At 69.5% G+C, this 21,437-nt stretch carries 21 protein-coding genes and 1 pseudogene; 6 read left to right on the forward strand and 16 right to left on the reverse strand.

The genetic code is table 11. The features are described 5' to 3' along the window. Positions 1-4: 4 nt before the first annotated feature. The 8 genes and pseudogenes from ML342_RS11995 to ML342_RS05990 form a co-directional block, all read right to left on the reverse strand. A complete protein-coding gene (locus ML342_RS11995; protein WP_369408258.1) occupies positions 5-223 on the reverse strand; it encodes a zinc finger domain-containing protein in 219 nt (72 codons plus the stop codon). Further along, a pseudogene (locus ML342_RS05960) lies at positions 166-444 on the reverse strand (DNA-formamidopyrimidine glycosylase family protein); the annotation flags it as partial. The pseudogene ML342_RS05960 and the gene ML342_RS11995, both read right to left, overlap by 58 nt. Positions 445-448: 4 nt before the next feature. Beyond that, complete coding sequence (locus ML342_RS05965) at positions 449-1,234, reverse strand: SDR family oxidoreductase (protein WP_240126123.1); 786 nt, start codon at positions 1,232-1,234, stop codon at positions 449-451. Positions 1,235-1,301: 67 nt separating this feature from the next. Further along, positions 1,302-1,853: a phosphatase PAP2 family protein gene (locus ML342_RS05970; RefSeq protein ID WP_240126124.1), complete on the reverse strand. Its 552-nt coding sequence runs from the start codon at positions 1,851-1,853 to the stop codon at positions 1,302-1,304. Next, on the reverse strand, positions 1,831-2,982 hold the full coding sequence (locus ML342_RS05975; RefSeq protein ID WP_240126125.1) for a glycosyltransferase family 4 protein: 1,152 nt from the start codon (positions 2,980-2,982) through the stop codon (positions 1,831-1,833). The genes ML342_RS05970 and ML342_RS05975 overlap by 23 nt, the downstream gene beginning before the upstream one ends. Positions 2,983-3,297: 315 nt before the next feature. Beyond that, positions 3,298-3,915 (reverse strand): cysteine dioxygenase family protein, encoded by a 618-nt coding sequence (locus tag ML342_RS05980; RefSeq protein WP_240126126.1) that lies wholly within the window; start codon positions 3,913-3,915, stop codon positions 3,298-3,300. 198 nt (positions 3,916-4,113) lie between these two features. After that, a complete protein-coding gene (locus ML342_RS05985; RefSeq protein ID WP_240126127.1) occupies positions 4,114-4,740 on the reverse strand; it encodes a TetR/AcrR family transcriptional regulator in 627 nt (208 codons plus the stop codon). 13 nt (positions 4,741-4,753) lie between these two features. Further along, a complete protein-coding gene (locus ML342_RS05990; RefSeq protein ID WP_240126128.1) occupies positions 4,754-5,011 on the reverse strand; it encodes an acyl-CoA-binding protein in 258 nt (85 codons plus the stop codon). A 147-nt stretch (positions 5,012-5,158) separates the two neighbouring features. On the opposite strand from ML342_RS05990, the gene ML342_RS05995 reads away from it, so the two are divergent. Beyond that, positions 5,159-7,147 (forward strand): SDR family oxidoreductase, encoded by a 1,989-nt coding sequence (locus ML342_RS05995; protein WP_240126129.1) that lies wholly within the window; start codon positions 5,159-5,161, stop codon positions 7,145-7,147. Between the two features lie 49 nt (positions 7,148-7,196). On the opposite strand, the gene ML342_RS06000 is transcribed toward ML342_RS05995, so the two are convergent. The 3 genes from ML342_RS06000 to ML342_RS06010 all read right to left on the reverse strand — a co-directional run bounded on the left by ML342_RS06000 (position 7,197) and on the right by ML342_RS06010 (position 10,411). Continuing rightward, a complete protein-coding gene (locus ML342_RS06000) occupies positions 7,197-8,159 on the reverse strand; it encodes a restriction endonuclease (RefSeq protein ID WP_240126130.1) in 963 nt (320 codons plus the stop codon). 197 nt (positions 8,160-8,356) lie between these two features. Continuing rightward, positions 8,357-9,070, reverse strand: a complete 714-nt coding sequence (locus ML342_RS06005) for a phasin family protein (RefSeq protein WP_240126131.1) — start codon at positions 9,068-9,070, stop codon at positions 8,357-8,359. A gap of 75 nt (positions 9,071-9,145) precedes the next feature. Then, positions 9,146-10,411, reverse strand: coding sequence for a patatin-like phospholipase family protein (locus ML342_RS06010; protein ID WP_240126132.1), 1,266 nt, complete (start codon positions 10,409-10,411; stop codon positions 9,146-9,148). 90 nt (positions 10,412-10,501) lie between these two features. Between ML342_RS06010 and ML342_RS06015 the strand changes: the two genes are divergently transcribed. Further along, on the forward strand, positions 10,502-11,227 hold the full coding sequence (locus ML342_RS06015) for a DUF8198 family protein (RefSeq protein WP_240126133.1): 726 nt from the start codon (positions 10,502-10,504) through the stop codon (positions 11,225-11,227). A gap of 10 nt (positions 11,228-11,237) precedes the next feature. Here ML342_RS06015 and ML342_RS06020 read toward each other — a convergent pair whose 3' ends face one another. After that, entirely contained in the window at positions 11,238-12,017 is a 780-nt protein-coding gene (locus tag ML342_RS06020; protein ID WP_240126134.1) for an FHA domain-containing protein, read from the reverse strand. Positions 12,018-12,123: 106 nt separating this feature from the next. On the opposite strand from ML342_RS06020, the gene ML342_RS06025 reads away from it, so the two are divergent. The 3 genes from ML342_RS06025 to aroA all read left to right on the forward strand — a co-directional run bounded on the left by ML342_RS06025 (position 12,124) and on the right by aroA (position 14,920). Continuing rightward, positions 12,124-12,396: a polyhydroxyalkanoic acid system family protein gene (locus ML342_RS06025; protein WP_240126135.1), complete on the forward strand. Its 273-nt coding sequence runs from the start codon at positions 12,124-12,126 to the stop codon at positions 12,394-12,396. Between the two features lie 87 nt (positions 12,397-12,483). After that, positions 12,484-13,569: a 3-phosphoserine/phosphohydroxythreonine transaminase gene (gene serC, locus ML342_RS06030; RefSeq protein WP_240126136.1), complete on the forward strand. Its 1,086-nt coding sequence runs from the start codon at positions 12,484-12,486 to the stop codon at positions 13,567-13,569. Between the two features lie 37 nt (positions 13,570-13,606). After that, positions 13,607-14,920 carry a 3-phosphoshikimate 1-carboxyvinyltransferase gene (gene aroA, locus ML342_RS06035; RefSeq protein ID WP_240126137.1) on the forward strand — a complete coding sequence of 438 codons (1,314 nt, stop codon included), beginning with the start codon at positions 13,607-13,609 and terminating at the stop codon, positions 14,918-14,920. A 12-nt stretch (positions 14,921-14,932) separates the two neighbouring features. Here aroA and ML342_RS06040 read toward each other — a convergent pair whose 3' ends face one another. From ML342_RS06040 to recN, 4 genes are read right to left on the reverse strand one after another with little or no spacing between them, the layout of a single operon-like run. Then, a complete protein-coding gene (locus tag ML342_RS06040) occupies positions 14,933-16,285 on the reverse strand; it encodes an FAD-dependent oxidoreductase (RefSeq protein WP_240126138.1) in 1,353 nt (450 codons plus the stop codon). After that, positions 16,275-17,549 (reverse strand): kynureninase, encoded by a 1,275-nt coding sequence (kynU, locus tag ML342_RS06045; protein ID WP_240126139.1) that lies wholly within the window; start codon positions 17,547-17,549, stop codon positions 16,275-16,277. Before kynU ends, ML342_RS06040 begins: the two co-directional genes overlap by 11 nt. A 25-nt stretch (positions 17,550-17,574) precedes the next feature. Continuing rightward, positions 17,575-18,585: an amidohydrolase family protein gene (locus ML342_RS06050; protein ID WP_240126140.1), complete on the reverse strand. Its 1,011-nt coding sequence runs from the start codon at positions 18,583-18,585 to the stop codon at positions 17,575-17,577. Between the two features lie 38 nt (positions 18,586-18,623). Further along, complete coding sequence (recN, locus tag ML342_RS06055) at positions 18,624-20,282, reverse strand: DNA repair protein RecN (RefSeq protein WP_240126141.1); 1,659 nt, start codon at positions 20,280-20,282, stop codon at positions 18,624-18,626. 76 nt (positions 20,283-20,358) lie between these two features. On the opposite strand from recN, the gene hrcA reads away from it, so the two are divergent. Next, positions 20,359-21,408, forward strand: coding sequence for a heat-inducible transcriptional repressor HrcA (gene hrcA, locus ML342_RS06060; protein WP_240126142.1), 1,050 nt, complete (start codon positions 20,359-20,361; stop codon positions 21,406-21,408). The last annotated feature ends 29 nt before the right edge of the window (positions 21,409-21,437 follow it).

Here is a 21,437-nt window from a genome sequence, read left to right on the forward strand (position 1 = left end):
CAGTTTACTTCGGTGGCCGTGCGGGCTGGCAATGCGGGCACAGGAACAGCGGCCGCGATTGGCTGGCGATGCGCGCGATCGGCGTGCCGCAGCGCTCGCAGGGCTGGCCGTCGCGCTGGAACACGCGGAAGCGGAACGCCTCGCCCGCGCGCGCCGGGTCTCCAGCGCGACGCGCAGGCTGCGCGAGGTGGCAGGGCGCTCGCCCGGGCCGGCCACCTGCCATACGCCGTAGAGCTGGTTGTGCGTGTACAGCGTCCAGCCGTCGTCGAACGCGGTCAGCAGCGCCTTGCCGCGCGGCGTGATCGACAGGATGCGGCGGCCCGGCAGCGTGCGTTCGAAGCGCTTCAGCGTCGGGAAGGCGAACTGCGCGCGCACCAGCACCTGCCCGGCTACGGCGGCGGCCAGGCGGTCGGCGGCGCGGCGGATCTCGGGGCCTTCGGGCATCGGCTCAGATCGACTGCATGCGGCCGCCGTCCACCGCGATCGACTGGCCGTTGATATAGGCCGCGGCGGGGCTGCACAGGAAGGCGATCAGGCTCGCCGGCTCGTGCGCCTCGGCGAAGCGCGCGGCGGGGACCGTTGCCAGCATCGCCTGCGCCACCTCGTCTTCGGTCTTGCCGGTGGCGGCGCTGCGGTCGGCCAGGATCTGCTCCAGCCGGCGCGTGCGGGTATAGCCCGGCAGCACGTTGTTGACGGTGATGCCGTCGCCGCCCAGCTCGCGCGAGAGCGTCTTGGCCCAGCTGGCCATCGCGCCGCGGATGGTGTTGGACACGCCGAGGTTGGGGATGGGCTCGTACACCGAGGTCGAGATCACGTTGACGATGCGGCCCCAGCGCGCGGCGCGCATCCCGGGCAGCAGCGCCTGCACCAGCGTGTGCGCGGCGATCAGGTGGGCCTGGAACGCGTCCAGATAGGCCGCCGCCGGCGCCGCATGCGCGGGGCCGCCCGGCGGGCCGCCGGTGTTGTTGACCAGGATGTGCACCGGCGCGCGCGTGGCGTGCGCGGCCACTGCCTCGGCCAGCGCGGCGGTCTGACGCAGATCGACGGCGAGCAGTCCGTGCGTCTGTCCGTGCGCGCGCGGCAGGTTGGCGACCACTTCGCGCAGCGCGGCCTCGCGCCGTGCCAGCACGGTGACGCTGGCGCCGAGGCCGGCCAGCTCCAGCGCGGTGGCGCGGCCGATGCCTTCCGAGGCGCCGCAGACCAGCGCGTGGGTTCCGGTGAGATCGAGTTGCATGCGGGCTCCCGTATCGACCCGCCGATTGTACGGGCGCCCGAACCGGCCGCGCCGGCTGGCACGACGGTCAGGGCAGCCAGCCGCCCGCGCCCGCCAGCCACAGCGAGCCTCCGGCCAGCAGCCCGCCGATGCCGGTCGCGGCCAGCACGTCGCTGGGATAGTGCAGGCCCAGCACCACGCGCGAGACCGCCACGCTGGTGGCGAACGGCACCAGCAGCCAGGCCAGCACGGGGTAGTGCGCCAGCGCCACCACGCTGAAGGCGATCGCATGCAGGGTATGGCCGGAGGGAAAGCTGAACTCGTCCAGCGGGGCCACCCAGGCGCGGATGCGGCCGTCGTGGGCGAACGGCCGCGGGCGCCGGGTCCAATGTTTCAGGCGCTTGTACAGCAGCAGCGCGACCGCGCCGGTCGCGGCCAGGTGCAGCGAGACGCGCAGGCCGTGCAGCCCATCCACCACCACCAGCCCCGCCATCAGCGCGTACCAGAAGACGCCATCGCCCAGGCGGCTGACCGCGGCGAAGTAGTGCAGGAACCAACGGCGCGCGCACAGCGCATTGGCGTGCAGGCACCAGCGGCGCTCGGCCGCCAGCAGGCGCTCAGGAGACATGGGACGCGACATGTGCAGAGCTCCCATGGATGGAGATGGATTGCAGCAGGCCGTCGAAATCTTCGGCGACCCGCGCCGGGCGCAACGCCGCCACCGCCTCGCGGCAGGCCGTGCGCATCGCTTCGCGCAAGGCGTCGTTGGCGCCCAGGCGCAACGTGGCCGCGATGAAGCCGGTGTCGTCGTCGCAGGCGATCGCCGCGCCGTGCACGCCATCGCGCACCAGTTCGCGGGTGGCGCCGTAGTCGAAGGCCACCAGCGGCACGCCGCTGGCCAGCGATTCCAGGATGACGTTGCCGAAGGTTTCGCTGCGGCTGGGGAACAGGAACAGGTCGCCACTGGCGAAGTGGCGGCCCAGCGCCTCGCCACGCTGCACTCCGCAGAACACGAAATCCGGATTCTCGCGCTGCAGGGCCGCGCGCGCGGGGCCATCGCCCACCCACACGAAACGCGCGTCGGGGCGGACCCGCTGCAGCTCGCGAAAAGCGCGCACCGCCAGCGGCAGGTTCTTTTCCGGCGCGATGCGGCCGACGTACAGCACGGCCAGCGCCTGCGCGTCGAGCCCCCAGGCCATGCGCAGCGCCGGGTCGCGGTGATCGGGATGGAAGGCGGCGGTGTCCACCGCGCGCGGCAGCCGCACGACGTTGCGAAAGCCGTGGTCTTCGAGGAAGCCCTGCAGTTCGCACGTGGGCACCAGCGTGGCCTGCGCGCCGTTGTGGAAACGCCGCATCCAGCGCAGCGCGGTGCCCTGCAGCCAGGGCGCCCCGTAGCTGCGGACGTAATCGTCGAAACGGGTATGGAAGCCGGTGGCGGCGGGGATGCCCAGCCGGCGCGCCGCGCGCAGCGCCGACCAGCCCAGCGGGCCTTCGGTCGCGACGTAGATCGCGTCTGGCCGTTCCAGTGCCCAGCGGCGCAGCAGCGCGCGGGTGGCCGGCAGCCCGAAGCGCAGGCCGGGATAGCGCGGAAGCGCGGCGCCACGCACCAGCAGGGTATCCCCTGGATGCAGCGGGTCGTCAGGCTGGCGCGGGCGTACCAGCGTCACCGCATGCCCCCGTTCGCGCAGCCCCTGCTCCAGCCCCTGCACGGTCAAGGCGACGCCGTTCACTTCGGGCGGGTAGGTCTCGGTGACGAGGCTGTAGCGCATGGCCGGTACTCCCCGGTGGCCGGTGCTACGCAGCGTCGCGGCAGGGCGTGACCGCCGCGTGTCGGGAAGATGAAGTCGGGGTGACGTCGAGTCTGAGCGGGAGATGGCGGCGGATGCCGCCTCCACCTGAGCGCTGTGCGTGAGGAGCGCGCAGCGGCTTGCCTCAACTGAGGAATCTCAGATCAACTCAGAAGTCCCCGCCGGCCAGGGAGGGCCGGCTACGCCTCCATCCTGCACGTGATGGACGTGTGTGAGTCGAGTCCAGGCCGGTACCGGACTCGGCGTGGGCTGATAGCGCCTGGATGGCTTCAGGCCTTACTCAGTGGGATCGACGGTCAGGCAGCATTGCTCGCGCACGTACCAGTCGTCTCCGTCGTGGCGGAACCGCGCGCACTGCACCAGCGGCGCCTGGTAGACGTGTACCGATACCGCAACCGCATCTGCATGCGGATTGCGCAGCACGTGGTATTCATGCGGTGGGATCAGGCTGCCTGCGCTGCCGCGTCCGGCGCGTAGCGTTTCGACGGCTTTGAAGCGCGCGCGCGCGCCGTTGGTTTCGAGCAACTCGTAGCGGATGATGTCCAACTCGCCCTGCCACACGCCTTCCACGCACCAGCGGCCGTCATGGTCGTGCAGCGGGGTGTCCTGGCCCGGGCCCCAGGTCATTGCGACCACGCTATAGCCGTGAACCGGGCTGCGGTACAGCTCGCGGCGGGCGTAATGGCCGGCCACTGGCGTACGCACAGCGTCCGGCAAGCGTACCGACGGGTCGCAAATCAGCGATTCCAGCGCCGCGCGTAGGGCTTGGGTGGTGGCTTCCGGCTCGCCCAAGGCCACCGCCGCGTCCAGCAGGGCATAGAAGCGATCGCTTCCAGGAAACACACAGGCAGGCGAGGCCGCAGGCAAGGCAGTGGGCGCGTGTGTCACGTTCATGTCGTCGAGTGTACGCCGGATCGAGCGAGCTGATCGCTTCGAAGCATTTGCATATGCCTATTTTTCATGACGGCGTGGTGCGTGACTGCCTGCCGGGGATTCCCGCAGTCCGGAAAGCCGAGCACTGCCCGCCGGCGCAATCCGGCAGCGAGGGTTGCGGATTCTCTGCAAGGACGATTCCGGCGCGGTGGCCGGCGCTCAATCGAGATAGGCGCGGGTCAGCGTGTGCAGATGCACGCGCTCGGGGTCGCGCAGGAATGGAGCGATCAGCATCATCACCTGCACGATGCCGTCGCGGATCGCGGCCTGCTCATCGCGATCGCCGCGGGCGGCGGCGTAGTTCAGCCAGAAGGTGGCGATCACCAGCACGTTGGTGGCGGCGGCATCCAGTTCGGTGGTGGAGGCGCGCATCACCCCGGCGCGCACCAGGCCGTGCAGCACCGCATGCGCCTGCTCGTCGGCGCGCTTGAGGATGCGTGCAAAGCGCAGGCGCAGGCGGCGGTTGCGGCTGAGGATGTCCACCAGGTCGCGGTAGAGGAAGCGATAGTCCCAGATGCATTCGAAGACCTGGTGCAGCTGCAGCCAGATGTCCTGAAGTCCGGGCAGGCGACCCTGCGGCGCAGTGAGCGCGGCATCCATGCGCGCTTCATAGCCGGCGAACAGATGTTCGATGATGTCGTCCTTGTTGCGGAAGTGGTAGTACAGATTGCCGGGGCTGATCTCCAGCTCGTCGGCGATGTGATTGGTGGTGACGTTCGGCTCGCCCTGCGCGTTGAACATGGCGAGCGAGGCATCGAGGATGCGCTGGCGGGTCTGGCGGGCCATCGGCGCGGCAGGGTCAGGCGGTCAGTTTCTTTACCAGGTCGATGTATTTCTGCATCGCCTCTTCCCGAGGGGTGCCCTTGAGCTTGGCCCAGGCTTCGTATTTGGCGGTGCCCACGAAATCGAAGAACCCGGGCTTGGGGCCGTTGACATCGCCTTCCGACCCCTGCTTGTAGAGCGCGTACAGGCGCAGCAGGGTCTCGTTGTCGGGGCGCTCGGTCAGGGTCTTGACGTCCTGCGCGGCTTGCTCGAACTGGGTCTTGAGATCGGCCATGGCGGTTCCCCTTGCTGTGGAGACGGCATCTCAGCATGCGTCCCGAAGGGCGGTCAATACGCGGGGGAATTGTCGCCGCCGTGCGGCTCTGGCAACGTAAGACGAAGCAGCGCTGGGTTACGCTGAGGGCATTTCGGGGAGTGCGCAATGGCTTATTTCGTCACCGGTGGTACCGGCTTCATCGGCCGCTTTTTGATCGAGAACCTGCTCCGGCGCAAGGGCACGATCCACGTGCTGGTGCGCAAGGAGTCGCTGAAGAAGTTCGAAGCGCTGGCGCAGCAGCGCAACTGGGATCGTAAACGTGTGCTGCCGGTCACGGGCGACATGGGCGCGCCCAACTGCGGGGTCAGCGCCGCCCAGCTGCGGGCGCTGTCCGGCAAGATCCGCCACTTCTTTCATCTGGCCGCGATCTACGACCTGACCGCCAGCGCCGAGGCCATGCGGCTGGCCAATGTGGACGGTACCCGGCATGCGCTGGATCTGGCGGCGGCGATCAAGGCTGGCTGCTTCCATCACGTCAGCTCGATTGCTGCGGCGGGGCTGTATCCAGGGGTGTTCCGCGAGGACATGTTCGAGGAGGCCGAAGGACTGGACGATCCCTATCTGCGCACCAAGCATGAATCCGAGGGATTGGTGCGCGGCGAGTCCCGGATCAAATGGCGGATCTACCGCCCCGGCATGGTGGTGGGGCATTCGCAGACCGGCGAGATCGACAAGATCGATGGCCCGTATTACTTCTTCACCTTTCTCAAAAAGCTGCGTCAGGCACTGCCGCCATGGATGCCGATGCTGGGCATCGAGGGCGGACGCATCAATATCGTGCCGGTCGATTTCGTGGCCGCCGCGCTCGATCACATCGCGCACAAACCCCGCCTGGACGGCCATTGCTTCCACCTCACCGATCCCGAGCCGCTGCGCGTTGGCGAGGTGCTGAACATATTTGCGCGCGCCGGGCATGCGCCGGAGATGAGCATGCGCATCGACGCGCGCATGTTCGCGTTCATCCCGGGCAGCGTGCGCATGGCGGTCGGCAGCCTGCCGCCCGTGCGCCGGATCATGACCATGCTGCTGCGCGACTTCCGCATCCCCAAGGAGGTCTTCAAGTTCATCACCTACCCGACCCGCTTCGACAATCGCGAGGCCGAACGCGCGCTCAAGGGTAGCGGGATTGCGGTGCCGCGCCTGGAAGACTACGCCTGGCGGCTGTGGGACTACTGGGAGCGTCATCTCGATCCCGATCTGTTCGTCGATCGCAGCCTGAAGGGCACGGTTCAGGGCAAGGTGGTGGTGATCACGGGCGGCTCCTCAGGGATTGGCCTGGCCACCGCGCAAAAGGTGGCGGCAGCGGGCGCCATCACGGTGATCGTGGCGCGCGGGCAGGAAGAGTTGTTCCGCGCCCGGGACGAAATGAATGCCGCCGGCGGCAAGGTATTCGCCTATACCGCCGATCTCTCCGACATGGCCGACTGCGATCGCCTGGTGGAGACCGTGCTCAAGGAGCATGGGCACGTGGACATCCTGGTCAACAACGCCGGGCGGTCGATCCGGCGCTCGATCGAGCTGAGCTTCGACCGGTTCCACGATTTCGAGCGCACGATGCAGCTGAACTATTTCGGCAGCCTGCGCCTGATCATGGGCTTTTTGCCGACCATGATCGAGCGCCGCAAGGGGCACATCATCAACATCAGCTCGATCGGCGTGTTGGCCAACTCTCCACGGTTTTCCGCCTATGTGGCCAGCAAGGCCGCGCTGGACGCCTTCAGCCGCTGCGCGCAGGGCGAACTGTCGGGCAAGGGCATCAGCTTCACCACCATCAACATGCCGCTGGTGAAAACCCCGATGATCGCGCCCACCAAAGTCTATGAAAACGTGCCGACGCTGACCCCGGATGAGGCCGCTGACCTGGTGGTGAAGGGCATCATCGAGAAGCCCAGCCGGATCGCCACCCGCCTGGGAATCTTCGCGGCGCTGGTCAACGCGTTGGCGCCAAAGGCCTACGAGGCGGTGATGAACACCGCGTTCGAGCTGTTCCCGGATTCAGCGGCGGCCAAGGGCGACAAGACTGCGCTGCGTGATGAGACGCCGAGTCAGGAGCAGATTGCGTTCGCCGCGTTGATGCGCGGGGTGCATTGGTGAGGGAGAAGGCGCCGGCATGGCCGGCGCCGGGACTTGCGCTGTTCGCTGGTCAGTAAGTGCGGCACTGCTTGAAGCGCACCGGCTTCTTGCTGCCCGCGGGCGGCTGCAGCTGCAGGCGTGAAGAGGCCAGTTCCGGATAGCGTTCCAGCAGCGGGCACAGCTCGTTCATCGGGTCGGCGTTTTCGCTGCTCAGATACACCAGCAAGGTGGACTGGGTGGACCATAGCGCGCGATCGACCCCGAACAGGGTGGAAATGGCGTTGGCGGCCTCGCGCCGGCGCTGCTCGAGCTGAGCCGGATCGGTGGGAATCGCCTCCATCGCTTTCGGCGCGGGCGCGGTGGCACCGACCCGCGCGATGGTCGGAGGCGGAGGCGGCATGTCGTCTGCAGCACCGCCCTCCGGCAGCAGGGCCAGCGCGAGTGCCCACACCAGCGCGCCGATCATCGCGGCGCCACCCCAGGCCAGCAGCTGCGGGTTGCGCTTCTGCGCGGCGGTCGGCGCCGGCGGCGTTGGTTCTTCCGCGGAGGCGACATAAGGACGCACCTCCGGCCACAGCGTTTCGCCATCGATCAGCTCGATGTCCTGCTGCAGCGCCAGACGCGTGGCCTCTTCGTCGAACCGGCCGGGCGTGACCACGATCACCCGGGTGGCGCCGCGCAGGGTCGCGGCCTTGGACAGCCCCAGCAGCGGCGCTGCTCCAACCACCGAGGCGGTGCCGTACTTGCAGGAAAGCAGCGTACGCTCGCCGTCGCGTTCGAGCAGGATGTCGCTGCCGTTGGTGGGAATGCCGTCGGCCGGCATGCCGTCTTCGATCACCGGGTCGAAGCCGCGCGCATGCATGGCCTGCAGCACCAGCTTGGCGAACTCGCGCCAGTGCAGTTTTGCAAGCTGATCGGCACCGCGTGGTTGCGGCTGATTGGCCAGGCGGGCGGCGCTGTTGCGCTGCAGCCAGTAAGTCAACCCAAAGCCGGCCAGAACGAATGCGAACAGGGCGATGACGATCGCGATCATGTGTAAGCGGTGCCAGAGAGTCGGGGGATTTGAGGGGCGCCACTATACGGCAGACACGCTATTCGAGGGCGAATCGGGACATCTCGGGGGAAATGGGGTTGCAAACGAAACGCCCCCGCAGGGCGGGGGCGTGTTTCCGTCGGCGACGACGCGTCGGCTCGCCCCGAGGATGGGCCTCAAGCCGCCGTTTCGGGCGCTTATTGAGCCTCGCTTGCCGGGGCTGCCGGCTTGGCCGGCGCATCCTCGGCCTTGGCGGTGGCGACCTTCGCGGGCGCGGCCTTGGGCGCAGCCTTGGCTGGCGCGCGCGCCGGGCTCACGGCCTTGGTCGCCTTCTTCGCAGACTTGGCAGACTTGGGCTTGGCCGTCTGTGCGGATGCGGCGCGCGCGGGCGCAGCCTTGCCCGGCTTGTCTGCGCCGGCCTTGCGCACGGCTTCGGTCAACCGCTCGACCCGCTCGCTGAGCGCCCGCAGGTCGTCGCGGCTAGGCACGCCCAGTTTCACCAGCGCGCGCTGGACGCGCTCTTCGAACACTTTCTCCAGCTTGTCCCAGGTGTCCGCGGCACGCTCGCGCGCGCTGTCGACTTGATCCTCGACCGCTTCGCGCACGGCGCTGGCGCGACGACCGGCGAACTGTCGCGCGGTCTGCTCCAGCGACAGGCCATCGCGAACCAGCGTCTCGAACAGCTTGCCGCCCTCGGCCTGGGCACGCGTCAGGGCGCCCATGCCGGCCAGCCAGATCTGCTGCGCGGATTCGGTCAGGCTCTTGGGATTGAATGCGACGTGCAGCTTGCTGGTGGCGCCGGTCTTGCCGGTTCCGCGGGCCGGCTTGGTCTTGGCGCTGCGCGCGGTCTTGCCCGGCTTGGCGCCGATGCTACGTGTGGACTTGGCGGCGGTTTTCTTCAGTTTTGCCATGATGGAGCCTCCCGGCGTCATTCGGACGCGTGTGGTGTGGATTCCACGGCAGGATCGGCGCGCTGTCTAGAGCATTCACACCATGCGCTGGCGATGCAGATCGCGTTCGAGATCGTCCAAGGTACGCTCGAGACAGGCCAGCGATGCGGGCAGGCGTCGAGCCGGCGGCAGATGCGCCACGATCGAGCGCGGGCGGTCGGCGATCACCTCCTCGCGCAGGCGGATGCCGTGCCGCGCCAGCAACGGTTCCAGCTGCGCGCGGCGGCGACGCAGGTCGGCCAAGGTGTTGCGGTAGGCCAGCTGCGAGATGCGGCGGCGTGCCGAGAAGCTGAAGATATTGGTGTAGAACAGTTCGCGGTCGCCGGCGTTGGGCTCGAACACCAGCTGGTCGATTCCCGGGTACTGCTGCGGATAGCGCGCCAGCCCGACCTGCATGCGCGACTGCAGCATGGTGCGCAGGGTCTGCGAAAGCACCCCGGGCAGCCCGCCCTGGGCGATCCGGCGGTCGCTGAAGCGGTGGGTCTGCGCGTCCTCGTTGGCATCGGTGCCTGGATTGAACGGCACCAGCGGATTGATCCCCAGCATCAGGTCGATGCCGCGCTCGAGCACCATCGAGGCATGCATGGTGCGGCGCAGGGCGCCGTCCACCACGTGGCGCACGCGGCCGCGGCGGTCGCGCAGTTCCACCGGCGGATAGAGCCCCGGCAGCGCGGCGCTGGCCTGCACCGCGCGTGAGATCGGGACATCGTCCCAGCCGGGCGCGCCGAAGGGAATGGTCTCGCCGCTGTCCAGGTCCACCCCGATCACATACAGCGGGCGTGCGAGCGTGCGGAAGTCATTGTGGCGGCCGCATCTCGTGAAGATCTCGCGTAGGAAGCGTTCGACCGCGTCGTTGTCGAACAACCCGGTTGGCACCAGGCTGCCGGCGCGCGTCAGCAGATCTGACCAGCGCGAATCGGTCCGGCCGGACCACACATCGCGCAGCAGGCGCGCCCCGATTCTCGGCAGCAAGGCCGCACGTTCGAGATACTCGCGCAGCGCCGGGCGCAGGAAGGTTTCCGGGCGGAAGCGCACGTCCGGATCATCGCCGGTGATGAAGATCCGGCACAGAGTGGCGGTGTCCATGCCGTTGGCCAGCCCGGCGGCGAAGAAGGCGCCAGAGCTGACCCCGACGTAGCTGTCCAGACGCGTGAGGTCGAGCCCTTCGCAGGCTTCATCCAGCGCGCGCAGCGCCCCCAACTCGTACATCGCGCCGACCGGGCCGCCGCCGGCGATCGCAAGGCCGATCCGGGGCGGCCGATGGGGAGGGCGCGGGGACTGGGCGGCGTGCAGGGACAGCATGCGGTGAGGCAGGAGCGACGGATGCGGTGAGTGTATACCGTTGCGTATGGGGTGTTGCGTCGCGGCCGCGCTCGGCCCGACACTGCCGGCATGGTTACCCGTTCCAATCTGCAGACGCGACTGCAACGGCGTCTGCGGCTGTATCAGCGTCTGTGCGATCCCGCCTGCGAGCCGCGCAACCGCCTGCCGTGGCTGCCCCGTCTGCAGCGCTGGCAGGCGCAGCGGCTGGCGCGCAGTTTCGCTCCCTTCCTGCAGGATCCGGCACAGCGGCCGGCGGCACGGTTTTTCCTCAGCGACGTGTATGGCGATCAGGATTTCAGCCAGCGCGATGCCGACATCGCGCGGGTGCTGCCGCTGATGCAGCGGCTGTTGCCCGAGTCCTTGCTGCGGACGCTGGCCGATGCGATCGCGCTGGCGGCGCTCAGCCATGCCTTCGACCTGCGCATGGCGCAGGCGCTGCACGCACTCGCGCCGTCCGGGCGGGGGTTGGACGCGGAGCTGTACGCGCAGGCTTATCGCCGGGTCGGGCATCCGCGTCTGCGCGCGCGCCAGATCGCATTGATCGAGGCGGTCGGGCATGGGCTGGACACAGCCCTGCGCATGCCGGGCGTGCGGCGTCTGCTGCGGCTGTCGCGGCGGCCAGCGCACGCGGCTGGCTTGGGCACCCTGCAATCATTTCTCGAACGCGGGTTCGAGGCATTCGCCGCGCTTGGGGATGCGCAGGGCTTTCTCGCTCAGATTCGGGATGCCGAGACGCAGGTGATGCGGCGTCTGCTGGTGGGCGATCCGGATCCCTTCGGCTTCGCAAGCGCGTGAAGCGGGATTTTCAGCGCGCGCCAAACACCAGCAGCGCCCACAGGGCTGCGGCCAATAGCAGCGCGGCCACCAATAGCCACGGCACGCGCTGCGTCCAGTGCGGCGGGGCGGGCGTGGGGGACGCCGACGGCGGGGGCGACGGGGTGCTGCGGTTGGTGGGGGGCGGGCCTTCCAGCACGAACCGGTGGCGCCCGCCGAAGACGATCTGATCGCCCGCTTGCAGCAATGCCTGCCGCACGGGCGTGCCGTTCACCATGACTTCGGAGGCGGTGCGATGCAGCAGCACCTGATCTTCGACCGGCTCCAGCACGGCCTGTTCCGGCGCAATGCCATGGCCTTCGAGGTGTAGATCAACGCCTGCCGCGCTGCCGACCCGGCGCGGCCTTTCCAGACTCAGGCTGCGGCCGTGGTGATCGCCTCCGATGCCGCGCAGGGCCAGGCGGAGCGCGGTCGCGCAGGGGTCGGCGGGAGCGGCCGCGACGCGCGGCAGCGGCGCAGCGTCCCGGCGCGCCCCGATCAGCAGCAACTCGCGGCCTTCCACGTGGATGCAGTCGCCGGGGCGCAGCATGGCCAGCTGCTGCACCGGGCGGCCATTGACGTGCACGCCGCGCACGCCCGGCGCCACGGTCATCCAGAGGCCGCGCCGGTCGTGACACAGCTGCAGCAGCCACGGTTCATCGCTGGCGACCGGCACCAGCCCATCGCCCTGGCGCGCCAGGGCGTGCACGCCGGTCTCCAGCGGCAGATCGGGGTGGGAGTCGTCGCAGAAACGCAGGCGCAGGGCAGTCATCGCCGCGCAATCTAGCACGTGCGCGCGGAGAATCCGGTTGTCGCCTGCGGTCGGCTGCCGGCAGAATGCGGTATCCCGCAACGCTGAAAATGCCGAAAGCGCCCTCATGTCCCGCATCGACATCCGCCACGCCCACGCCCTGTCCAAAGCCCAGGCCCGCAAGGCGGTGGAGGAGGTGGCGCGCAAGCTCGAGGAACGCTTCGCTCTGGACTGCGTCTGGCAGGGCGATACCCTCCATTTCTCCCGCTCCGGGGTGGATGGCCATATCGAAGTGCAGGACAAGGGGCTGCACGTGCATGCCAAGCTGGGATTCTTGGCGGCGATGTTCAAGGAGCCGATCGAGGCCGAAATCCGGCGGGTGCTCAAAGAGCGCTTCTGACGTCCGCCCCGTGGGCGCACAGGATTTCGCGCTTTTTGCGCTGCGGCATACTTGCAGTTTGTCCGAAACGGCTGGAACCCACATCCGATGACCCGCGCCTACAACTTCAGTCCCGGGCCGGCGATGCTGCCCGAGCCAGTATTGCGGCAGGCGCAGGCCACGCTGCTGGAATACCCCGACGCCGGGGCGTCGATCCTGGAGATCAGCCACCGCGGGCCGGAGTTCATCGCGGTCGCGCGCCAGGCCGAGGCCGATCTGCGCGCGCTGCTGACGATCCCGGACGACTACGCGGTGCTGTTCACGGCGGGTGGCGCGACCACGGTGCAGGCGCTGCTGCCGCTCAACTTTGCCGCGCCTGGCCAGCCCTGCGACTACGTGATCAGCGGGCACTGGGGAAAAACCGCGCTGAAGCAGGCCGCGCCCTGCGTGGAGGCGCGCATCGCCGCCAGCAGCGAGGCCGGCGGCTTCCGCGACCTGCCGTCGCGCGATTCCTGGCAGCTTTCGGCGGATGCGGCCTATGTGCACGTCACTGCCAACGAGACCATCCACGGTGTCGAGTGGCGCGATATCCCAGATTCCGGTCATGCGCCGCTGGTGGCCGACTTCAGCTCCTCGATCGCCTCCGAGCCGCTGGACGTGACGAAGTTCGGCGTGATCTATGCCGGGGCGCAGAAAAACCTCGGGCCGGTGGGCATCACCGTGGTCATCATTCGCCGCGACCTGCTGGAGCGCACGGGCCAGGCGCGCGCCCCGATCCTCGACTACCGCGCCCAGCTGGCGGCCGAGTCGATGCTCAACACCCCGCCGAGCTGGAACTGGTACGTGCTGGGTCTGACCGTGAAGTGGATGCTGGATGAGGGCGGCGTGTCCGAGTTCGCCCGCCGCAACGCGCGCAAGGCGGCGCTGCTGTATGCCGCCATCGATGGCTCTGGTGGGTTCTATCGCAACGAAGTCGCTCCGGTTGCGCGTTCGCGCATGAACGTGCCGTTCTTCCTGCACGATCCGGCGCTGGATTCGGTGTTTCTGGCCGAAGCCAGACAGGCCGGGTTGATTGGTTTGAAGGGCCACCGTGTGCTCGGCGGAATGCGCGCCTCGCTCTACAACGCGATGCCGGAGGACGGCGTGGCGGCCTTGGTCGGGTTCATGCGCGATTTCCAGCAGCGCCATGGCTGAGGCGTTGGATGAGTTCGATCGCGCAGGAAGCCGCGCCGTGAGCGCACGCCAGGACTGGCTGGCGGCGCCCGCGGGGCCGCTGCGCGGGACGCTGGAGATTCCCGGCGACAAATCGGTGTCGCACCGGGCGGTGATGCTGGCGGCGCTGGCCGACGGCACCTCGACCATCGACGGCTTCCTGGAGGGCGAGGACACCCGCGCCACCGCGGCCATCTTCACGCGCCTGGGCGTGCGCATCGAGACGCCGTCGCCGTCGCGGCGGGTCGTGCATGGCGTGGGCATCGACGGCCTGCAGGCGCCGGATGGCCCGCTGGACTGCGGCAATGCCGGCACCGGCATGCGCCTGCTGGCGGGCCTGCTGGCGGCGCAGCGCTTCGATTCGGTGCTGGTGGGCGATGCCTCGCTGTCGAAGCGGCCGATGCGCCGCGTCAGCGTGCCGCTGGCGGCGATGGGCGCGCGCATCGACACGCAGGAGGGCGGCACGCCGCCGCTGCGCATCCACGGCGGACAGCGTCTGGTCGGCATCGAGCACACGCTGGAGGTCGCCAGCGCGCAGGTGAAATCCGCGCTGCTGCTGGCCGGGCTGTACGCCAGCGGCGAGACCGTCGTGCGCGAGCCGCACCCGACCCGCGACTACACCGAGCGCATGCTGGCCGCGTTCGGCGTGGAGATCGCCTTCGCGCCTGGATACGCGCGCCTGCGCGGCGGCCAGCGCCTGCGTGCGACCGACGTGGCGGTGCCGGCCGACTTCTCCTCGGCGGCGTTCTTCCTGGTCGCCGCCAGCATCGTGCCCGGGTCCGAGCTGCGGCTGCGGCAGGTGGGGTTGAACCCGCGCCGCACCGGGCTGCTGCAGGTACTGCGGATGATGGGGGCGGACATCCGCGAGGAGGATGCCGCCACCTGTGGCGGCGAGCCGGTCGCGGATCTGGTGGTGCGCCATGCGCCGCTGCGCGGGATCGAGGTGCCCGAGGCGCTGGTGCCGGACATGATCGACGAGTTTCCGGCGCTGTTCGTGGCCGCCGCCTGCGCCGACGGACCGACCATAGTGCGCGGGGCGGCCGAGCTACGGGTGAAGGAATCCGACCGCTTGGCGGTGATGGCGGCCGGCCTGCGCGCACTGGGGCTGCGGGTGGACGAGACGGCGGATGGCGCCACGATTCATCCCGGGCCGCTGCAGGGCGGTGCGGTGGACAGCCACGGCGACCACCGCATCGCGATGGCCTTCGCGGTCGCCGCGCAGCGCGCACATGGGCCGCTGCGCATCTGCGACGTGGCCAACGTCGCCACTTCGTTTCCGGGGTTCGACGCGCTGGCGCGGCAGGCGGGGTTGCGCCTGGACGCGGCACCATAGCAACCCTGGTGCTTACGCGGCCAGCGGCGGCAAGTCGCGCAGGATCCAGCGGTCCAGCGCGGTGAAATCCACTTCCTCCAGTGACTGCCGCCCTTGCGTGGCCTGTTCCAGCATGCGCCGCTGCAGTGCGCTGCGCTGCAGCGCCAGCGCGTACGGGATGCGCATGAAGGTGACCATCGCGTAGTGCGGGATGAAGCGGCCGGGATGGCGGTCCTGTAGCGTCAGTTCCAGCGCCCGCTGCAGCAGGTAGTCGGCATCGTCCACCCGGTCGCGCATCTCGATGTAGTTCTCCAGCGCCATCTGCTGGATCGCTTCGGCGTTCGGCTTGCGCTCGGCCTCGAACGCAGCGAATGCCTCGGCCAGCGACGACGCGTCCTGCAGCCGCTCGGCCAGCGCCACGCAGTCCTCGAACGCGCAGTTCATGCCCTGGCCGTGGAACGGCACCATCGCGTGCGCGGCATCGCCCAGCAGCACCGCGCGCCCGTCCAGGTGCCAGCGGTCGAGCCGGAGCGTCCCCAGGTGCCCGACGGGATTGGTTTCATAGTGGCTTCGCAGTTGCGGAATCAGCGCCAGCGCGTCCGGGAACTGCTCGCGGAACAGCGCCACCGCGTCGTCCCCGGTCTGCACCGTCTCGAAGCTGGGATACGCGCCGCGGTGCGGCAGGAACAGCGTTACCGTGAAGGTGCGCTCGTCGTTGGGCAGGGCGATGCACATGTAATGCCCGCGCGGCCAGATGTGCAGGGCGTTGGGCTCCATGCGGAAGCCGCCGTCGGCGGCCGGCGGGATTTCCAGCTCCTTGTAGCCGTGGTCCAGCCACTCGGTGCGTTCACCCAGGGGCTGCACCTTCGCCATCTCCGCGCGCAGCGCGGAGCCGGCGCCATCGGCGCCGATCAGCGCATGGAAGGGGCGCGATACGGTTCCGGCATGATGGCGGAAGCAGGCGATGCGGGCGTCGAAATCGACCCGCTCCAGCGCGTGGTCGAAGTGCAACCGCGCGCCGTGCGATTCGGCGATGGTGAGCAGCACCAGGTTTAGCTCGCCGCGGTTGATCGACCAGATCACCTCGGAATCGTCGCGCCCGTAGCGCTGCAACCCGGGCGTGCCCTGCAGCGGATGCACGAAACGGCCGCGCATCATCACCGCCTGCTTGAGCACCGCGCTATCCGCGCCGGCCAGGCGCAGCGCGTGCAGGCCGCGTTCGGCCAGCGCCAGGTTGATCGAGCGTCCACCGGCATAGCCTTCCACGCGCGGGTCGCCGCGCCGTTCGAACACGTCCACCGACCACCCGCGCTGGGCCAACAGGGTGGCGAGCAGGGCGCCGGCGAGACCGCCGCCGATGATGGTGAGGGCATGCTCAGGCTGCATGGCGCCACTCCTGGACGGTGCGGGCGAAGCGCAGCACGTCGCCATAGGTGTTGTAGAGCGGGACCGGCGAAATGCGGATCACGTCGGGCTCGCGCCAGTCGCCGAGCACGCCGCGCGCGGCCAGGAACTCGAACAGCTGGCGTCCGCGCTCGCGCCCACCGCGCACCCGCAGCGAGAGCTGGCAGCCGCGTTGCGCGGCATCGCGCGGGGTGAGCACCTGCAGCACGTCGCGCAGGCCGGCGTCGATCAGCTGCTCCAGATAGCCGGTGAGGCGTTCGGATTTGGCGCGCAGCGCCGGCATCCCGGCGCGGTCGAACAGCGCCAGCGAGGCGCGCAGCGGCGCCAGTGCCAGGATCGGCGGGTTGGAGAGCTGCCAGCCGTCGGCACCGGGGGTGGGCATGAACCGCGGGCCCATGCGGAAGCGGGTCGCCGCGTCGTGGCCCCACCAGCCGGCGAAGCGCGGGCGGTCGCTGCGCGCATGGCGTGCGTGCACGAAGGCGCCGGCCACCGCGCCGGGGCCGGCGTTCATGTACTTGTAGTGGCACCAGACCGCGAAGTCGGCGCCGGCATCGTGCAGCGCCAGCGGCAGGTTGCCGACGGCGTGCGCGAGGTCGAACCCGGCGATGGCCCCGGCCGCGTGGGCGAGGCGGGTGATCGCGGCGAGGTCGAACGCCTGCCCGGTGCGGTACTGCACGCCCGGCCACAGCACCAGCGCCAGGCGCGAGCCGTGGGTGGCGATGGCGCGCTCGATCGCCGCCATCGATATGGTGCCGTCGGCCTCGTCGGGCTCGACTTCGATGAGATCGGTCGCCGGGTCGAAGCCGTGGAAGCGCACCTGCGATTCCAGCGCGTAGCGGTCGGAGGGGAAGCTGCCGGCTTCCAGCAGGATCGCCGGACGCTCGCGGGTGGGGCGGTAGAAGCTGACCAGCAGCAGGTGCAGGTTCACGGTCAGCGAATTCATCGCCACCACTTCCGACGGCTGCGCGCCGACCACCCGCGCCAGGCCGTCGCGCACCAGCGCGTGGTAGTCCAGCCACTGCGCCTCGCCGGTGAAGTGGCCTTCCACCGCTTCGCTGGCCCACTTGTCCAGCACCTGCTCGACGTGCGCGCGCGCGCCCTTCGGCTGCAGGCCCAGCGAGTTGCCGACGAAATACGCCTGCGGCGCGCCATCGTGCAGCGGGAGGTGGAACTCGTCGCGGAAATCGCGCAGGGGATCGGCGACGTCGAGGGCGGCGGCGTGAGCGTCGGAGAACAGGTCGGTCATGGCCAGGCGGATGTCCGGAACAGGATCAGGCGAAGCGCGCGGCGGGCAGGCCCAGCCAGTCCAGCGCGGTGCCGTGGTAGAGGCGGGCGCGGTCGGCTTCGTTCAGCGCCAGGCGTTCGATGCCGACGCCCGGGGTCTGCTCGCCCAGCGGGAACGGGTAGTCGGTGCCCAGCATCACGCGCTCGCTGCCGCAGGTCTCCAACAGATAGCGCAGCGCGGCGTCATCGGCCACCCAGGAATCGTAGTACAGGCGCTTGAGGTACTCGCGCGGGTTGCGGAAGTTGTCGGTGGCGACCAGATCCGGGCGCATCTTGAAGCCGTGCTCGATGCGGCCGATGGTGTAGGGGAAACTGCCGCCGCCGTGCGCCAGCGCGATGCGCAGCTTCGGCAGGCGCTCCAGCACGCCGCCGAAGATCAGGCAGCAGGCGGCGCGCGCCTGCTCGGCGGGCATCCCCACCAGCCAGGGCAGCCAGTACTTCGGCATCGACTCGCTGCCCATCATGTCCCATGGGTGCACCAGGATCGCCGCGCCCAGCTCGCTGGCCGCTTCGAAGAACTCGAACAGCTCCGGCGCATCCAGATTCCAGTCGCCCACGTGCGAGCCGATCTGCACGCCCTGCAGGCCCAGCTCGTCCATGCAGCGCTCCAGTTCGCGGATGGCCAGCTGCGGCGACTGCAGCGGCACCGTGCCGATCCCGGCGTAGTGCCGCGGATAGGCGCGGCAGGCCTCGGCCATATGGTCGTTGAGCGCGCGGTGCAGCTCCAGCGCCTGGTGCGCCTTCGCCCAGTAGCTGAACATCACCGGCACCGTCGAGAGCACCTGCACCTGCACGCCGAAGCCGGCGTAGTCCTCGATGCGGATCTGCGGGTCCCAGGTCTTCGGCCAGATCTCGCGGAAGAACTTGCCGTCCTTGTAGATCCGGTGGCGGCCGTCGTCGCCGTGGTGGATCACCGGAAAGCGGTTGTCGCCGTATTTCGTGGCGAGGTCCGGCCAGTCGCGCGGCAGGTAGTGGGCGTGGGTGTCGATCTTGAGCATGCGTCGATTCTAGGTCGAGGCCGGCACCCGTCGTTGCCTCAGGGGCTCTCCAGCAACTTTCTCGCCGCCGCCCGCGCTTCCTGGCTGACGTTGGCGCCGCCGAGCATGCGCGCGATTTCGTCCACCCGGCCTTCGGCATCCAGCGCGACTACGGAGGACTGGGTGATGCCGTCCTTGGCTGCCTTGCTGACTCGGTACTGGGCATGACCGGCGGCGGCGACCTGCGGCTGGTGGGTGACACACAGCACCTGCTTGCTGGCGCCAAGGGCGCGCAGCTTGGCGCCGACTGCCGCCGCCACCGCGCCACCGATACCCGCGTCCACTTCATCGAACACCAGCGTGGCGGCCGCGTCCTGGCCCTGGGTGGCCACCTCGATCGCCAGCGAGATGCGCGAGAGCTCGCCGCCGGAGGCGACCTTGCGCAGCGGCCGCGGCGGCTGGCCGGGGTTGGCGCTGACCATGAACTCCGCGCGTTCGCTGCCGAGCGGATCGGGCACGCCAGTGGGATTGGGGTCCAGCAAGACTTCGAAGCTGCCTCCGGCCATGCCGAGCTCGCCCATCAGCGTGGTGATGGCCTGGCCCAGCTTGGCAGCGGCAGCGCGGCGTGAGCCTGATAGGGCGGCGGCGGCGGCCTGCCAGTCGGCCAGCGCTTTGGCGATGTCGCGGTCCAGCTGCTGCAAACGTGCATCCGCATCCGCCAGCGATTCGAGCTCGGCGGCCAGCGCATCGCGATGCGCGGCCAGGCGGTCGGGCGGAAGGCGGTGTTTGCGCGCCAGGTCATGGATGCGTCCCAGCTGACGCTCGATCTCCGCCAGCGTCGCCGGGTCCAGGTCGAGGTCGTCACGGATCCGCTGCAGCAGGGCCAAAGCCTCGTCCAGCTGGATCGATGCGGCCTCGAGCATGGCATCCACGTCGGCCAGTCGTGGCTCGTGGTCGCGTTCGCGCTGCAAACTGTTGCGCAGACGCTGCAGGCGCGCGCCCAGGGCGTCGTCGCCGCCCAGCGCCTCCAGCGCGGCCTCACATGCGGCGATCAGCGCGGCGGCGTGGGTATGACGGCGATGGCTGGCATCGAGTTCGGCCAGCGTGGCCGGATCCAGCGGCTGTGCCTGCAACTCGTCCAGTTGGTGCTGCAGCCAGGCTTGGCGTTCGCCCACATCACCGCGCGCGAGCAGGGCATCGCGCTCCTGCTGCAAGGCTTTCCAGCGTTTGGCGCTGTCCGCCACGGCCGCTAGCAGCGCCGGGTGGCGCGCGAAGTCGTCCAGCAGGCGGGTTTGCTGTGGACGCGCCAGCAGCGCCTGCTGGGCGTGCTGGCCGTGGATTTCCACCAGCAGGCCGGCCAGTTCGGCCAGCTGCGTCAGGGTCACGCTGCGCCCGTTGATCCAGGCGCGCGAGCCGCCGTCGGCGCGCAGGGTGCGCCGCAGCTGGCAGGCGCCGTCGTCGTCCAGCTCCGCTTCGGCCAGCCAGGCAGCGGCGGCCGGGCAGTCGGTGAGCGTGAACTCGGCGGAGAGCTCGGCACGTTCGGCGCCGTGGCGCACTGCGCCGGCATCGCCACGCGCCCCGGACAGAAAGCCCAGCGCATCCACCAGCAGCGACTTGCCGGCGCCGGTTTCGCCCGAGATCACGGTCAACCCCGGGCCGAAATCGAGTTCGGCCCGTGCCACCACGGCGAAGTCGCGGATCGAGAGTCGGGTCAGCATGAGGCGGCATTGTGCCTGCGCCTGCAGGTCGCTGGTAGCAGTTGCGCGGTGGCCGTCGTGGCCTTACAACCGGCACATGCGTCGTAAACCGCACGACATTCGTCACGACCCCCGCGCCCGCCAACTGTTGCGGACGCTGGTCGCGCGCCATATCCGCAGCGGCGAGCCGGTGGGCTCGCAGACGCTGGCCCGGCACGCCGGGCTGGACATCAGTCCGGCGACGATTCGCAACATTCTCGCCTCGCTGGAGGATGCCGGTCTGCTGACTTCCCCGCACAGCTCGGCCGGGCGGGTGCCGACCGCGCAGGGCTATCGGCTGTTCGTGGATTCGCTGCTGCAGGTCAAACCGCTGACGGCGGAGGAAATCGAGCGGCTGCGCAGTGAGCTGCCGGCCGGCGCGGGAACCCAGGCGCTGCTCGGCAGCACCTCGGAGCTGCTGTCGGCGATGACCCATTTCGCTGGCATGGTCAGCGTGCCCAAGCGCGACAGCTTCGCGTTCCGGCAGATCGACTTCGTGCCGCTGGATGCGCAGCGGGTGCTGGCGATCCTGGTCTTTTCCGATGGGGAGGTGCAGAACCGGGTCGTGCAGGTGCGGCGCGCATTTTCGTCATCCGAACTGGAGCAGGCGGCCAACTACCTCAACGCCCATTTCGCCGGGCAGCCGCTGGCCGTGATGCGCTCCAGCCTGCTGCGAGAACTGCGCGAGGCGCGCCGGCAGATGCAGCAGCTGCTGGCCGATGCGCTCGATCTGGGCGAGCAAGCCACCGCTCCGACGGGGGAGGACGACATGCTGGTCGCCGGGCAGGCGCGGCTGCTCGGCGTGCAGGAGCTGGGCGATCTGGATCGGCTGCGCGCGCTGTTCGAGGCGTTCGCGGAAAAGCGCGAGCTGCTGCAGCTGCTCGAACGCACCGCGCAGGCGCCGGGCTTGCGCGTCTTCATTGGCGAGGAGACCGGACTGGCGCCGCTCAAGGGCATGTCGCTGGTCACCGCGCCTTATGGGCGCGAGGGTAAGGTGCTGGGCGTATTGGGGGTGATCGGCCCCAGCCGGATGGCTTACGAGCGGGTGATTCCGGTGGTCGAGGCAACCGCCGCGCTGCTGGGGGATGCCTTGAATCCGCCGGCATGAGGCCCCATTGCCTTTGTTGGTGCGGCCGC

This window comes from Thermomonas alba (assembly GCF_022419205.1).
Lineage (GTDB): Bacteria > Pseudomonadota > Gammaproteobacteria > Xanthomonadales > Xanthomonadaceae > Thermomonas > Thermomonas alba.